13 protein-coding genes are annotated in these 14,161 nt (G+C 62.8%); 6 read left to right on the forward strand and 7 right to left on the reverse strand.

Annotated elements, in window-relative coordinates:
- The first annotated feature begins 1 nt into the window (after nt 1).
- From MHX61_RS04685 to MHX61_RS04695, 3 genes are all read left to right on the forward strand, one after another.
- Nucleotides 2-1,333: an exonuclease domain-containing protein gene (locus MHX61_RS04685; protein WP_239193193.1), complete on the forward strand. Its 1,332-nt coding sequence runs from the start codon at nt 2-4 to the stop codon at nt 1,331-1,333.
- Nucleotides 1,334-1,411: 78 nt separating this feature from the next.
- Nucleotides 1,412-2,029 carry a hypothetical protein gene (locus MHX61_RS04690; protein WP_239193195.1) on the forward strand — a complete coding sequence of 206 codons (618 nt, stop codon included), beginning with the start codon at nt 1,412-1,414 and terminating at the stop codon, nt 2,027-2,029.
- A gap of 10 nt (nt 2,030-2,039) precedes the next feature.
- Nucleotides 2,040-3,038 carry a GTP pyrophosphokinase family protein gene (locus MHX61_RS04695; RefSeq protein ID WP_239193197.1) on the forward strand — a complete coding sequence of 333 codons (999 nt, stop codon included), beginning with the start codon at nt 2,040-2,042 and terminating at the stop codon, nt 3,036-3,038.
- Nucleotides 3,039-3,060: 22 nt separating this feature from the next.
- Here the strand turns inward: MHX61_RS04695 and MHX61_RS04700 are convergent, their stop codons facing one another.
- From MHX61_RS04700 to ilvA, 4 genes are read right to left on the reverse strand one after another with little or no spacing between them, the layout of a single operon-like run.
- Nucleotides 3,061-3,450 carry an RNA-binding S4 domain-containing protein gene (locus MHX61_RS04700; protein ID WP_023021235.1) on the reverse strand — a complete coding sequence of 130 codons (390 nt, stop codon included), beginning with the start codon at nt 3,448-3,450 and terminating at the stop codon, nt 3,061-3,063.
- Nucleotides 3,451-3,693 (reverse strand): hypothetical protein, encoded by a 243-nt coding sequence (locus tag MHX61_RS04705; RefSeq protein ID WP_239193199.1) that lies wholly within the window; start codon nt 3,691-3,693, stop codon nt 3,451-3,453.
- A gap of 2 nt (nt 3,694-3,695) precedes the next feature.
- The gene (locus MHX61_RS04710; RefSeq protein WP_239193201.1) at nt 3,696-4,334 is read right to left on the reverse strand and encodes a YigZ family protein; all 639 of its coding nucleotides are present in this window, start codon (nt 4,332-4,334) and stop codon (nt 3,696-3,698) included.
- Nucleotides 4,334-5,602: a threonine ammonia-lyase IlvA gene (gene ilvA, locus MHX61_RS04715; protein ID WP_239193203.1), complete on the reverse strand. Its 1,269-nt coding sequence runs from the start codon at nt 5,600-5,602 to the stop codon at nt 4,334-4,336. The genes MHX61_RS04710 and ilvA overlap by 1 nt, the downstream gene beginning before the upstream one ends.
- A 99-nt stretch (nt 5,603-5,701) precedes the next feature.
- Here ilvA and MHX61_RS04720 point away from each other — a divergent pair, with 99 nt between their 5' ends.
- Both MHX61_RS04720 and MHX61_RS04725 read left to right on the forward strand, forming a co-directional pair.
- A complete protein-coding gene (locus MHX61_RS04720; protein ID WP_239193205.1) occupies nt 5,702-7,567 on the forward strand; it encodes a choice-of-anchor I family protein in 1,866 nt (621 codons plus the stop codon).
- Nucleotides 7,568-7,629: 62 nt separating this feature from the next.
- A complete protein-coding gene (locus tag MHX61_RS04725) occupies nt 7,630-8,115 on the forward strand; it encodes a hypothetical protein (RefSeq protein ID WP_239193207.1) in 486 nt (161 codons plus the stop codon).
- A 49-nt stretch (nt 8,116-8,164) separates the two neighbouring features.
- On the opposite strand, the gene MHX61_RS04730 is transcribed toward MHX61_RS04725, so the two are convergent.
- Entirely contained in the window at nt 8,165-9,355 is a 1,191-nt protein-coding gene (locus tag MHX61_RS04730) for a cobalamin-independent methionine synthase II family protein (protein WP_239193209.1), read from the reverse strand.
- A gap of 72 nt (nt 9,356-9,427) precedes the next feature.
- Nucleotides 9,428-13,000, reverse strand: a complete 3,573-nt coding sequence (gene dnaE, locus MHX61_RS04735; protein WP_239193211.1) for a DNA polymerase III subunit alpha — start codon at nt 12,998-13,000, stop codon at nt 9,428-9,430.
- A 45-nt stretch (nt 13,001-13,045) separates the two neighbouring features.
- On the opposite strand from dnaE, the gene rarD reads away from it, so the two are divergent.
- The gene (gene rarD, locus MHX61_RS04740) at nt 13,046-13,897 is read left to right on the forward strand and encodes an EamA family transporter RarD (RefSeq protein WP_198493278.1); all 852 of its coding nucleotides are present in this window, start codon (nt 13,046-13,048) and stop codon (nt 13,895-13,897) included.
- On the opposite strand, the gene MHX61_RS04745 is transcribed toward rarD, so the two are convergent.
- Complete coding sequence (locus MHX61_RS04745; protein WP_204608396.1) at nt 13,884-14,153, reverse strand: permease; 270 nt, start codon at nt 14,151-14,153, stop codon at nt 13,884-13,886. The genes rarD and MHX61_RS04745 overlap by 14 nt on opposite strands.
- Nucleotides 14,154-14,161 lie beyond the last annotated feature (8 nt).

A 14,161-nucleotide genomic window follows, 5' to 3' on the forward strand; every position in this document is an offset into this window, starting at 1 on the left:
CGTGTCATTTCCCGCGCACGGCGCACTCATCGATGTCACAGCGGATAAACTCGTGCTCCACCGCACCCTGCTGGCTACCAGCCTCGGCGCCTCCGCCACGCAGGATATCCCGCTTGAGTCCATCGACACCGTGCGCGTGAGTGAACCGACTGCCACCGGCTTCGGCGCCCTCGACCTGGGCGCCGCCGGCACTATCGCCTTCGCCCCGCACCAAGACCCGCAGGCAGTCGCCCGCGCCATTTCCGCCGCACAGCGGGGCGAAGCACCCTCTTCCGCCGCCACCATCCCCGGCCTTGATTTCACTGCCGTGGACGTGGAAACGGCCAACGACAACTGGGGCTCTATCTGCCAAATTGGCGCGGTGCGCTTCCGCGACGGCCAGGAGACCGACTCCCGGTCCTGGCTGTGCACTCCTCCACCAGGCCTAGAGCACTTTGCCGATATCAACGTCTCCATCCACGGCATTACCGCGGACGATGTGAAAGGAGCGCCGGCTTTTGCCGACGTCGCCAAGGAGCTCTTCGATTTCCTCGGCGGCGACGTGCTTGTCGCCCACAACGCCCAGTTCGATTCCACCGCGCTGCGCACCGGTTTGCTTACTGCCGGTGCCGAGGTGCCCACCGTGCCGCTGGCCTGCTCTCTCGCACTGTCCCGCGACGCTTCCAAGGCCAAGGTTATTTCGGTGCGCAACCACAAGCTGCCCACCGTCGCCGCCCACCTGTCTGCGCCGGACTTCAGCCACCACGACGCCACCGAGGATGCTCGTGCGGCCGGCGAAATCATCGCCCGTTTGGCCGAGCGCTTCCGGCACACCGGCAGCATCCGCGATCTATTCACCGCACGCGAATTCACCTTGGGCCGCCTCGATTCCGAGGCCATTCTGCCCGTCCTGCGCGCCCACACCGCCCCCACCTCCGGCGCGGACCTCGGCGCAGGGACTGACTTCCGCGACCAGACCCGCGCAGCCGGTGCCAAGAAAAAGAAGCCCAGCGGTCCTGCCCCCTGGCAGGCCGTTGCCACGCCAGACACTATCCCAGAGCCCAACCCAGACGCCGACCCGGAAGGCGCACTCTACGGCCAGCATGTCACCCTCACCGGTGATTTTGAGCCCTACGATAAGGGCGTGCTGTGGCAGGGCATCGCCGAGCGCGGCGGCCAAGTGGCAAAGAACGTCACCAGAAAGTCCACCCTGCTCATCGTGGGCGAATGGGCCAAGAAAACCTCCAAGGAAAAGCGCGCGGAGGAGCTGCAGGCCAAGGGCCAAGAAATCGACATCTGGCCGGCCGATAAGCTCTTTGCTGAGCTGCAGCTCGACGCAGAGCCGCCCTTCTAGGCCCACCCAGGGAACCAAACGGCGGTTTCTCCAGTCCAATAAAGGCGACCGCACCCTACCGCCACTGGAGAACCCGCCGTGACCGTCGCCCTGCGCCCGCCTCGTCCCACCACAGCAAACCTGCTGCCTGCGCTCTTTGCCCGTTCCTGGCTGAAAGAGCAGCGGCTTTCCGACGACGGCTTCTGCGACTCCCTCGCCACCATCCAGCTCTCCCCCAGCCTGTCCATGGCGCTGGTCTTTCCCGGCAAGCAGACTTTTCGCCGGCTCAGCCACCGCGGCCTCGCGGACATGGATATCTCCGCGCGCCGAGCATGGAACCACGCCTCCCATAACCTGCAGCGCGCCGCCCTCGATTCGCAAGGGTTGCGTTTTTGGACCCGCCCCGCCGCCTGCGCGCTGCCTTCCGCCGCCCGTTTCGGTGGCTTGCAAGTCCGCTCCCACGGCGCACCGATTTCCTCCTGGATTGCCCACCCGGAGACCTTTACCGTGCTGGACAAGCACATGCGCCGACTCCTGCGATCGCACTCCCTGACCTACCTAGTTCCGGACTCCGCCACGCTCTTTGCCTTTGCCCACCTGCCGGATACCTATGCCCGCCAGCTGGCCGCCGATGCCGTAGCGCGCGTACCCCGCCATCGCACCGTGCTCCACCCACGCCCGCTAGTATGGTCTAACGGATTCCCGCGGGAGTTATGAAAGGAGCACCATGCCGGAAAGTAGGATGTCGCGGCTAAGCAACCAGTACCACGACTGGGCGCGCAGCCACCCCACCGCCGCGGTGGACTTCCGCACCGCCATCGAGGACCTCCTCAATGACGCCGGCATCATCTTTGACCGCGTGTCTACCCGCGTCAAAACCTGGCCCTCGCTGAAGGCGAAGGCCAAAAAGCGCCGCGAGAACGGCGAGTTTGTCTATCCCCAGCCGTGGGACGAGATTCACGACGTCATGGGAGTGCGCGTCACCCTGTATCACTCCACCGCAATTCCAGAGGCGCTAGACGTTTTCGGTGAATCCTTTAAGGTTGAACGCTCCGTAGACAAGGCGGCCGAAACTCGCATCTCTGGTGGCTTTGGCTACGGCTCCCACCACCTGGTGCTTACCGTGACCGAAGATAGCGCGGCTGCGATGGAAGAGCTCGCCGCCTACGTGGGATGGACCTTTGAGGTGCAAATTCGCACCGTCCTGCAGCACGCGTGGGCGGAGTTTGAGCACGATATCCGCTATAAGCAAGGACCGAACCCACCGTCACCTGAGGTAGATCGTCTCTTTACCTTGGCCGCCGGGCTTATCGAGCTCGCCGACCAGCAATTCGATGAGATCGCCGCCCTCAAGGCCCCCGATACAGAAACCGACAAGGACGTCGAGCTTACCGCCGAGACCCTGCCGGGCGTGCTCGCCATCATCTTGGGCAACCGCTTCCCGCTCTCGCGCTCGGAGCACTACCGATTCCTTGCGGAGCTATTGGAGCAAAACGGCGTGCGCCACTTGGGCCAACTTGAGCAGCTGCTGGATGACACCGCCATTGCCCACGTCCACGACGCCATGCGCTACCGTTTCCGCCCCGGCCAGGTGCGGCTTATCGACGACCTCCTGCTCAACAAATTTGGCAAACAACACATCGAGGCCACCGCCGAATCCGGCGACCGCCCGGGCCGCAAGCGGCGGCTTACTGCGCGCCTGAAAGCGCTACGCGCCGCCCACTAGCCGCGCAGTATGTTTCGGTAACTTACCGGAAACCGCCGCGGAATTTCTCCATGTCGCGGCGTTCCTTCTTCGTCGGCCGGCCGGCACCGCGCGGGCGCACGGGAACCGACGGCATAAACTCCTTAGGCGGCGGCGGTGGCGCATGGTCCGTGTAGCAGGTGCGCGCGACGGGTGCGCCAACGCGCTTGGCGACGGTCGCTAAAACCTCGAGGTCATGCTCGTGGTGGTTGCGCCATACGCGCACGCGGTCGCCAGGCACCACCTGTTGGGAAGGCTTGACGGCCTCGCCGTTGATCTTCACGTGCCCAGCGCGCACGGCGGTCGCGGCCGCGGATCGGGTTTTAAACATGCGAACGGCCCACACCCAGGCATCGATCCTGACGGGGCGGCCGCTAGGTTGCGGTGCCGGCATCTAGTACTGGTTGTGGTTCTCGTTGACGATTTTCTGGATCTTCAGCCAGTTATAGCCGCCACCAACCACGGCGACGATGGCGCCCACCAACATCCAGGCCCAGAAACTAGCCGCCGATAGCACACCCAGCACTGCGCCCACACCGAGGCCGCCGGCCACGCATACGACGGCGTTGCGGGAGTGCTTGCGCACCTGCTGCTTGCGCTGCGCAATGGGGTTATTCGGTCGTTGCTGCATAGTCATGGTCAGGATCCTACCTCAACCCACGCGCTGCCCGCCTCTGCCGCTTCGAGCTGGCCCTGCGAGATCGCTGCCAGCGTAGCTTCCAGCTCGTCCAGCCCGCCTGGGCGCACGGCCAGCGTAAAGGTTACCGCGGCCGCATAGGCGGTATCGATTATCTCAAAGCCGCGCCCGCGCAGGTCCGCCTCTACCCGCCCGGCCGTCGCATGTGGGCACTCCACGGCATAAAGCTCCCGGCGCGCCCTAGTTACTGCGCGCACCTTCTCCATAGTCTCGCTCACCGCACCACCATAGGCGTGCACTAACCCGCCAGCGCCCAACTTGATGCCGCCGAAGTAGCGCACGACCACCGCGCACACATCGAGCATGCCGGAGCCCTTCACCACGTCCAGCATCGGCTTTCCGGCCGTACCGGAGGGCTCGCCGTCATCGGAAGAGCGCTCCACCGGGTACGCACCATCAACGTGATAGACGTAGGCGGAACAGTGGTGGCGGGCGTCGGGAAAGCGGCTGCGGGCGGCGTCGATAAACGCGCGAGCCTCTTCCTCATTGGTGACGCGACCAATCAAGGTAATAAACCGGGAGCGCTTAATTTCAATTTCGTGTTCGACCTGGCCTACTGGGCGACGATAAGAATTCTGCATTAGGCCACGAGGAATTCGTACTCGGGGGTGCCGGGCTTAAGGTACTGCACCGAAATCTTGGATTCTCCCATGCGCTCTAGCAGGCCCTGGAGATCCTCGGCACGGCTAAGCTGCAGGCCCACCAGCGCAGCGCCCGTCTCGCGGTTATTGCGTTTGAGGTACTCAAAGAGCGTGATGTCATCGGTCGGGCCCAAAATCTGGTGCAAGAAATGGCGCAACTGGCCCGGCTCCTGCGGGAAATTCACCAGGAAATAATGCTTCAGGCCGCGGTGGACCAGGGAGCGCTCCATGATTTCGGCGTAGCGCAGCACATCGTTATTGCCGCCGGAAATTACGCACACCACCGTCGCGCCCGGTTCCAGGTCCAATTGGTGCAGGCCCGCCACCGACAGCGCACCGGCCGGCTCCGCAATGATGCCCTCATTTTGATACAGGTTGAGCAGGTCCGTGCACACCGCGCCCTCGGACACGGTGTCGAAGCTCAGGCGCTCGCGATTGGCCTGCAAAATCTCATAGGGCAGCGCGCCTAGGCGCTTGACGGCCGCGCCATCCACGAAGGGGTCGACCTCCTCCAGCGTCACCGGGCCGCCGTGGTCAAACGCCGCTCTTAGCGACGCCGCCCCCTCCGGCTCCATGCCCACCACCCGAGTCTGCGGCGCCATATCCGCCACATAGGAGGTGATGCCAGAAATCAGGCCGCCGCCACCCACAGGAACGACGATGGTATCGAGCGACTTGCCCTTGGCCGAAAGCTGCGCCAGAACCTCCGCCGCGACCGTGCCTTGCCCGGTGATGGTATCGCGGGCGTCGAAGGGCTCGATGAAGGTGGCGTCGCGCTCGGCGGCGTCGGCATGCGCCGCCGCGGCTGCCTCATCGAAGTTGGCGCCGACCACCACCAGTTCCACCTGGTCGCCGCCATGGACCAGGATGCGGTCGCGCTTTTGCATCGGCGTGGGCTCCGGCACAAAAATCTTGCCGGCAATGCCCATCGTGCGGCAGGCATAGGCCACGCCCTGCGCGTGATTGCCGGCCGAGGCCGTAACAATTCCCCGGCCGCGCTCCTCTTGGGGAACATTCGACATACCGTTTAACGCGCCGCGAATCTTATAGGAGCGCACGTCCTGCAGATCCTCCCGCTTGAGATAGACCTCGCAGCCCGTCTCGGCCGACAGCCGAGCGCAGTATTGCAGCGGAGTCGGGGCGATTTCCGAGCTAATCCGCGCCTGCGCCTGCTGGATATCGGATGCATGGATGGTCGAATCAGTCATGTCTTGACAGTCTACCCATTCACTGGAAATTCACTGTCCTTTAGTTGCAGCGTTACCTCCATCAGCAATAGTGGACATAACCACAAGAAAGGAATACTTATGCTCAAGCGCATCTCTCTCTGCGTTACCTCCTCGCTCGTCCTCGCCTGTGCCCCGGCCGCCCACGCCCACATCGTGGATAACGTGCTGGAGCACTCCGCCCCCAACGCGGCACTGCAGCTGACTCCCATCGGTTCCCATGAATCCGGCGTGCTGGGCAAATCCGCCGCCGAAATCGTCGCCTACCACGCTGCGTCCCAGCGCATCCTCACCGTCAATGCGCGCTCTGGCGAGGTCGATATCCTGGACGCCTCCGATCCCACTCAGCCGCGCAAGGTCGGCGCCCTCTCCGCCGGCGGGGACAAGGAAATCAACTCCGTGGCCGTGCGCCCCGATGGCCTGGCCGTCGCCGCGGTACAGCAGGCGGACAAAACCGACAACGGCGAGGCGCTGTTCTTCAACGCCGAAACCGGCGAGGAGCTTGGGCGCGTAGGCGTTGGCGCCCTGCCCGATAACGTGCACCTCACCGCCGACGGCCGCCACGCGCTGGTTGCCAACGAGGGCGAGCCTTCCGACGCCCTCAACGCCGAGGGCACCGCCTACCTCAAGGACCCAGAGGGCTCCATTTCCGTCATCAGCCTGCCCGAGGACGTCGCAGCGCCCGCGCTTGGCGACGTCCACACGGCCGATTTCACCGCCTTTGACACCGCCGACCTCGACCCCTCGATCCGTGTCTTCGGCCCCTCCGCGCACCACAACCTGCCCTCGCGGGACTTCGAGCCGGAGTACATCTCCTCCGCGGGCGGCAAGGCCTACGCCACGCTGCAGGAAAACAACGCCATCGCGGTCATCGATATCGAATCCGCCACCGTAGAAAAGTTAATCCCCGCTCATATCGCAGACCACTCCCAGGTGCCGCTGGATCCGTCCAATAAGGATGACGCCGCGGAGCTGCGCACCATTCCGGTCAAGGGCCTGTCCATGCCGGACTCCATCGGCGCTTTCGAGACTGAAGGCCAGACCTATTTCGCCACCGCCAACGAAGGCGATGCCCGTGAATGGGGCGGCTATACCGACGAAGTAGAGCTCAAGGACCTAGTAAAGGACGGCAAGGTCTGCGATGACCTCGAGCTTCCCGAGGTCATTGAGGATAAGAAGGTCGCCGGCAACCTCAAGCTCTCCAACGCTTCTGGCTGGAACGAAGAAAAGGAATGCTTCGACGGCCTGTATTCCTATGGCTCGCGCTCTTTTAGCATCTACGACGCCGAAGGCAACGTCGTCTTCGACTCCGGTGCGGACTTCGAGAACATCACCAAGGATATGCCCGGCCTGAACTTCAACGCTGATAACGAGGATCCGGATTTCGATGACCGCTCCGATAACAAGGGACCAGAGCCAGAAGCCTTGACCATCGGCAAGGTTGGCGATCGCACCTATGCCTTCATCGGCGCAGAGCGAGTGGGCGGCATCTTTGTCTACGACGTAACCACCCCCGCCGAGGCAAAGTTTGTCACCTACGTCAACAATCGCGATTTCTCCGTTGGCTACGACGAGGACGATGTCGCTGCCACCACCAAGGCCGGCGACCTCGGACCAGAGGGCCTAGCCTTCGTTCCCGCCGCCGACTCCCCTAGCGATGACGCGCTCCTCATCGCCGGCAACGAGGTATCCGGCACCACCACCGTGTTCTCCGTCAAAGACCTGCTCGCCGACGCCTCCGACAACGCCGACTCCCCTGCCGCATCCGGCAGCTCCGACGGTTCCAGCAACAGCAGCAACGGCAGCAGCGTCGCTGCCGGCGTGGGCATCGTGGCTGGTTTGGTAGGTCTTGGCGCCCTGATTGGCGGGGCGCTGGGCTTCCTGCCGAAGACCGTCGACGAGTTCTATGCGCTGTTGCCGGCGCAGGTGCGCAAGCTTTTGCCATAGATCTTCCGAGATTTAGCTGCTAAATTATTTGAGGCTAATACCTCTCACTCTAAAGGAGAACCATGCGCAACCGTCTCAGCACTTCGCTCGTCGCCGCCACCGCCGTGGTAGCGGGCCTCGTTGCACCAGCAACCGCTTCTGCCGCAGAAGATAAGCCGAAGGAGATTTCGGCTGAATGCCAGGCCGAGGTCGACAACGCCAAGGAAGAGCACCTCAAGAAGATTGAGAGCGGCGAGCTCGGATCTTCCGCCCGCACCCCGCAGGAGCTCATGCAGGGCCTGGCTAACGGCTACGGCTCTTCCGGAATGCCGAAGGAGCCGGACTGCGTGGCCGAGGAGGCAGAGGCGCACCAGATCGAGGCGCTCAAGAAGCTTCCCATCTGGGGTTCTTCCTCCCCAGAGAAGTTCCTCGAGGTCATGAGCTGGGTTACCGTGGCTACCAGCCTCGTTGCCGCGCTGCTGCAGGCCTTCACCATGGTTGCCAAGGTGAACCCCGCTGTGCTGGAGCCGATGAAGAATGCCCTCAAGCAGTTGGGCGTGCGCTTCTAAGCACTAGATAATTGAGCCGCTCCGGAACTCCGGAGCGGCTTTATGCGTTTTAGAAGAGTTCTCGGGTAGCAATCTCCGCGCCCTCGACCAAGGACTGCAACTTCGCCCAAGCAATCTGGGGGTGCAGGCGGCCGCCCAAGCCGCAGTCAGTCGACGCGATGACGTTTTCTGGGCCGACCACCTCGGCGAATTGGATGATGCGATCGGCCACGAGGCGCGGATGCTCTACCGCGTTGGTGGAGTGAGAGACCACGCCCGGGTAAATCACAGTGCCTTCCGGCAGCGCATGGTCCTGCCACACGCGCCACTCATGCGCGTGGCGCGGCGAAGCGGCCTCGAAGGAGAAACCGCCGACCTCGGCACGCAGGATTTCCTCGACGATATCCGCAAAGGGCACGTCGGTAACGTGCGGGCCGTGCCAGGAGCCCCAGCAGATATGCAGGCGCGTTTGTTCCTTGGGCAGGCCAGAGATGGAGTCATTGAGCACATCGATGCGCTCGCGAATGAAACCGCGGAAGTCTTCCACCGACGGCTCCGGGTTGATTTGGTCCCAAGCCTCGGCCAGGTCGGGTGCGTCGAATTGCACAGTCAGCCCAGCATCGGTGATGGCCTGATATTCGGTGCGCATAGCGCGGCCGACGTCGGCAAGCAGCTCATGCTCATCGTCGTAGTAGCGGTTGGTCAGGCGCGCTGCCGAGCCGGGCGAAAGGGCGGCGATGAAGCCGGGGGTGCCGGTTGGGAGGGCGTCGGCAAGCAGGCGCACATCAGCGGCGACCTCGTCCTGGCCAATGTAGGTCACAGGGCCGGTGAACTCTGGGTTCGCCACCTTGGCGCGGCCGGTGAAAATGCCAGAATCCGGGTCATTATAGGCCTCAGAGAACAGCGCGCGGTCGCGGCGATCAATAAACGACGTCAGCCGCGGCTCACCCGGCTTGGAGCGCACCACCTCGGCCGATTCCCAGCGGTCGGTATCCGTCATCGTCAACCCGCCCAGGCGGCTAAACGAATAATTCCACCACGCGCCATAATCCACCGCGCCAGAGGTGATATGGCCGTACTCGCCCTCGTTAATGATATCGAGTCCGAGATCGAGCTGCCGCTTGACGACGTCCGCTACCGCAGCCTCCAAAATCCCCTGAAACTCCGCGGCCGGCAGCTCCCCGCGCTGCAGGTTGGCTTCCAGCAGCTCCGGGGTGCGCGGCAGCGAGCCGACGTGGGTGGTGCGAATCTTGTTCACCATCAGGTTTCCTCCATCGTTATAGACTGTGCTGTCTAGATTAGTGGAGGGCGCCTGCCGCCGCCGAGTTTAAATTCAGCCTAATATGCCCGCACCCATGGTGGCCTTGAGGTCGCCCATGAGGTTGCCGGATCGCTCCACGCGCAGGTGGTCGCCGAGGATCATGGTGGTGGACTCGGAGCCATCGACAAGCTCGAGGTACACATCCGACTCGCCCTGGTTTTTGAGCAGGACCTGCTTGAGGCGGGCAATATTTTCCATGGTGCACTGATCCGTGCGCATGGTCAGGCGCAGCGGCAGGCCGGCGCCACCGCCCGGGCCCAGCTCCGGCACGCGGATATCGGAGCAGAATAGCGAGCGGCGCTCATCGCGAACCTTCACGTTCACGCGCGCGAGGATGATATTGTCCTCCACAATCTGCGGGGCGACGAGCGAGTACACCTTGTTGAATACCAGGATTTCCACCTGCGCGCCGTTGTGGTCCTCCACCGTGACAATGGCCCACGGCGAGCCATCGCGCTTAGAGAAGCGACGATCCACGCCCGAAATGATGCCGCCGATGATGAGCTCTTGGCCGTTATGGACCTCGTCGTTGAGGATCTTGGTCAGCGGGGTATCCGTCTGCGCGGCCAGCGCCTCCTCGAAGCCATCGAGCGGGTGGCCGGAAACGTACAGGCCCAGCATTTCGCGCTCGAGGGCAAGTTCGTGTTTGCGATCCCAATTGTCTTCCGGAATGTCCAAGGCAAAGGCGTTAGAGGCCGCGTCGTCTTCTCCCCCGCCGATTCCAGCGAAGAGATCGAACTGGCCCTTATCCGCGGCCTTCTTGGTGGTTTGCACCGCATCCACCGCGTCCTCGTGGATGAGCATGAGGCCCTTGCGCGGGTGGTTCAAGTCATCGAAGGCGCCGGCCTTAATCAGCGCTTCTGTCACGCGCTTAGTGCAGGCGGCGAGATCGATCTTGTCCAGGTAATCACTAAACGAGGTAAACGCGCCCTTGTCGTGGCGAGATTTGATGATGGATTCCACCACTTCCGAGCCGACATTGCGGATAGCGCCCATGCCGAAGCGGATATCCTCTCCTACCGCCTGGAAGTCCTCTTCGGACTCGTTGACGGACGGCGGTAGCACCTTGATGCCCAGGTGGCGGCAGTCCGAAAGGTAGATGGCGGACTTATCCTTTTTATCGCCCACCGAGGTCAACAGCGCGGCCATGTACTCCGGTGCGTAGTAGGCCTTGAGGTAGGCCGTCCAGAAGGACACCAAGCCATAGCCCGCGGCGTGGGACTTGTTAAACGCGTAGGACGCGAAGGGCTCGATGGTGCCCCAGAGTGCATCCATGGCGGATTTGGAGTAGCCATTTTCTTGCATGCCGCCCCAGAACTTGTCGTACTGCTGGGCCAGCACTTCAGGCTTCTTCTTACCCATTGCCTTACGGAAGCCATCTGCCTCGCCGGCCGTGTAGTTGGCGACCTTTTGCGAGATACGCATGATCTGCTCCTGGTAGACGATGAGGCCGTAGGTCTCATCCAGGATTTCCTTGAGCGGCTCTTCCAGCTCCGGGTGAATTGGGGTGATTTCCTTGCGGCCGTTCTTGCGGTCCGCGTAGTCCCAGTGGGCGTTCACACCCATCGGGCCTGGGCGGTAGAGCGCAAGGGAGGCCACAATATCCTTAAATCCGGTCGGCTTCATGCGCTTAAGCAGCTCCTGCATGCCGCCGGAGTCGAGCTGGAAGACGCCCAGCGTATCGCCGCGCGAGAGCAGGTCATAGACCTTGGAAACCTTGGGGTCGTCGGCATGCAGCTGCTCCAAGTGGATTTCTTCGCCGCGGTTGCGCTTGATGTTTTCGATCGCATCGCCGATAACGGTGAGGTTGCGCAGGCCCAAAAAGTCCATCTTCAGCAGGCCGATGGCCTCGCAGGCTGGGTAATCCCAGCCGGTGATATAAGCGCCGTCGGCCGGGCGCTTCCACATAGGAATGTGGTCCATGAGCCGGACCGAAGCCATAATCACCGCACAGGCGTGCACGCCCGCCTGCCTGACGACGCCCTCCAAGCCCCGCGCCGTGTCATAAATCTTCTTCACGTCTGGGTCGGATTCCACCATCTGGCGGACCTCTGCGGCCTCGGAGTAGCGCTCGTGGTCCGGGTCCGTGATGCCCTTAAGCGGAATGTCCTTGGCCATGATCGCCGGCGGCAGCGCGCCGTTGATGCGGTCGGCCATCTGGAAGCCAGGCTGGCCAAAGTGCACCTTGGCCGAGTCCTTAATGGCCTGTTTGGTCTTCACCGTGCCGAAGGTAATCACCTGCGCCACCTTGTCCTCGCCCCAGCGCTCGGCCGCATAGGTAATCATTTCGCCGCGACGGCGGTCGTCGAAGTCGATATCGATATCGGGTGCGGACGGGCGCTCAGGGTTCAAGAATCGCTCGAAGAGGAGATCGTGCTCCAGCGGATCGATATTAGTAATGGTCAGCGCGTAGGCGACCAGCGCACCGGCCGCCGAGCCACGGCCCGGCCCCACACGAATGCCCACGGAGCGCGCGTGCTTAATGAGCTCGGCCACGATGAGGAAGTAGGACGGGTAGCCCTTCATCTCAATAACGGAGATCTCATACTTGGCGCGCTCGATATACTCTTCCGGAACGTCCTGGCCGGGGAAGCGCTTTTGCAGGCCCTCCATGACCTCGTGGGTGAGCCAGGAGGTTGGGGTGTGGCCCTCAGGGACGTCGGCAATAGGCATGCGATCGTGGGTGTGTTCTTCCCAGATCTCGCCGTAGTCCTGCACGCGCTCGGCAATCCACAGGGTGTTATCGCAGCCGTCTGGAATCATATCGTCCCAGGTCTCGCGCATCTGCGCGGCCGACTTAATGTAGTAGCCGGTGCCGCCGAACTTAAAGCGGTCCGGGTCCATGAACGTCTTGCCGGTCTGCACGCACAGCATCGCCTCGTGCGCCGGCGCCTGGGATTCCAACACGTAGTGGCAGTCATTGGTCACCAGCGGCGGCAAGTCCAGCTTGCGGCCGATCTCTAGTAGGCCATCGCGCGTGCGCTTTTCGATGTCCAGCCCATGGTCCATCAACTCCAAAAAGAAGTTGTCCTTGCCGTAGATGTCCTGCCACATGGCCGCGGCTTCCAGCGCCTCGTTGAACTGGCCGAGGCGCAGGCGGGTCTGGACGTCGCCAGAGGGGCAACCGGTGGTGGCGATGATGCCGTCGGCATGCTCGGCGATGAGCTCGGCGTCCATGCGCGGCCACTTGCCCAACTGGCCCTCGTAGGAAGCCAGCGAAGACAAGGTAAAGAGGTTGCGCAGGCCGGTGGCATTCTCCGCGATCATCGTTTGGTGGAGGTAGGCACCGGACGCGGAGACGTCGTCGCGCTTTTGATCCGGCGTGCCCCACAGCACGCGCTTTTTATTGAAGCGGGATTCGGGCGCCATATACGCCTCGATGCCGATGATGGGCTTGACGCCGGCGCCGGTCATGCGGCGGTAGAAGGCATCAGAGCCATACATATTGCCGTGGTCGGTCATGCCGACGGCCGGCATTTCTTGGCGGACCACCTCGTCTGCCAGCATATCGACCTTGGCCATGCCGTCCAGCATGGAAAACTCGGTGTGGTTGTGCAGGTGGACGAAGGAGGAGTTTTTGGCCATGCGGCTCATCATAGCGGGGCGGTCAAAATGGGCTATTATTTTGTGATGCTCTACACGCTCGCCGCCTACATCATGTGGGGATTTTTCCCCGCGTTCTTTCCCCTGTTGCTGCCGGCATCGCCACTGGAAATCTTGGCTCACCGCGTGTTGTGGACCGCGGTGCTGGTCACGGGATTTTTGTTCCTCAGCGGCCGGTGGCGCGAAATGGCGCGCATGGACAAGCGTACGTGGGGTTGGCTTGCGGCCGCGGGTGTATTCATCACGGTCAATTGGGGCACCTACGTGGTGGCGATTAATAGCAACCACGTGGCCGATGCGGCGCTGGGGTATTTCATCAATCCCCTAGTGTCGGTCGCCCTCGGCATGGTGTTTTTGAAAGAGCGGCTCCGCCCGTGGCAGGCCGGAGCGGTGGGCGTTGCGGCCATCGCGGTGCTGTACTTGACGTTCTTTACCGGCCAAGCGCCGTACATTTCGCTGTTGTTAGCCTTCAGCTTCGGCTTTTATGGGCTGCTCAAAAAGCAGGTCCGGGTGTCCTCGGCCGTCTCGGTCGCGGCGGAGGCGCTCGTGATGTCACCGCTGGCGGTGGGCTACATCCTATGGCTAGAAACAAGCGGCCAGGGCACCTTCGCCAGCGAGGGCGTCGGCCACGCGCTGCTGTTGGTCAGCGCCGGCTTGATTACCGCGCTGCCGCTTCTCTGCTTTGCGGAGGGCGCACGGACGCTGCGCTTATCGACGATCGGCATGCTCCAATACCTCACCCCCATCATGCAGATGCTGTGGGCGCTCTTTGTCACCCACGAGCACTTCTCGACGCACCGCTGGATCGGCTTCGGCATCATCGGCGTGGCGGTGGCTATCTACGTCGCCGACTTAGTGCGCATGGCTAGGAGCGCCTAAGTTCCTCGCGGGCGGCGCGGGCGCGGCGACGCGCCGCCTGTTCTTCTTCTGCGCGCAGCGCCCAGCGCGGCATCACCACGACGAGAAAGATGCCATAGGCACATACGATCCCGGAAAACACCAGCGTCATCGGGGTGCCGCCGGTGACAAGGCCGATTAAAAGCGCGATGCCGGAAACCACCACCGCGACCCACGCGGCGATATAGCCAAATTTGTAGTTGGGCATCCACTGCGAAAAGGGCTGGCGTGAGGACATAGGTCTAG

This window comes from Corynebacterium sp. ACRPF (assembly GCF_022347395.1).
In the GTDB taxonomy this organism is placed as follows: Bacteria; Actinomycetota; Actinomycetes; order Mycobacteriales; family Mycobacteriaceae; genus Corynebacterium; species Corynebacterium tuberculostearicum_D.

Excerpts from the sequence above, each read along its gene's own strand:
- MHX61_RS04695 (WP_239193197.1), top strand. The coding sequence starts at position 2,040 with ATGCCGGAAAGTAGGATGTCGCGGCTAAGCAACCAGTACCACGACTGG.
- MHX61_RS04700 (WP_023021235.1), bottom strand. The coding sequence starts at position 3,450 with ATGCCGGCACCGCAACCTAGCGGCCGCCCCGTCAGGATCGATGCCTGG.
- MHX61_RS04705 (WP_239193199.1), bottom strand. The coding sequence starts at position 3,693 with ATGACTATGCAGCAACGACCGAATAACCCCATTGCGCAGCGCAAGCAG.
- MHX61_RS04710 (WP_239193201.1), bottom strand. The coding sequence starts at position 4,334 with ATGCAGAATTCTTATCGTCGCCCAGTAGGCCAGGTCGAACACGAAATT.
- ilvA (WP_239193203.1), bottom strand. The coding sequence starts at position 5,602 with ATGACTGATTCGACCATCCATGCATCCGATATCCAGCAGGCGCAGGCG.
- MHX61_RS04720 (WP_239193205.1), top strand. The coding sequence starts at position 5,702 with ATGCTCAAGCGCATCTCTCTCTGCGTTACCTCCTCGCTCGTCCTCGCC.
- MHX61_RS04725 (WP_239193207.1), top strand. The coding sequence starts at position 7,630 with ATGCGCAACCGTCTCAGCACTTCGCTCGTCGCCGCCACCGCCGTGGTA.
- MHX61_RS04730 (WP_239193209.1), bottom strand. The coding sequence starts at position 9,355 with ATGGTGAACAAGATTCGCACCACCCACGTCGGCTCGCTGCCGCGCACC.
- dnaE (WP_239193211.1), bottom strand. The coding sequence starts at position 13,000 with ATGGCCAAAAACTCCTCCTTCGTCCACCTGCACAACCACACCGAGTTT.
- rarD (WP_198493278.1), top strand. The coding sequence starts at position 13,046 with ATGCTCTACACGCTCGCCGCCTACATCATGTGGGGATTTTTCCCCGCG.
- MHX61_RS04745 (WP_204608396.1), bottom strand. The coding sequence starts at position 14,153 with ATGTCCTCACGCCAGCCCTTTTCGCAGTGGATGCCCAACTACAAATTT.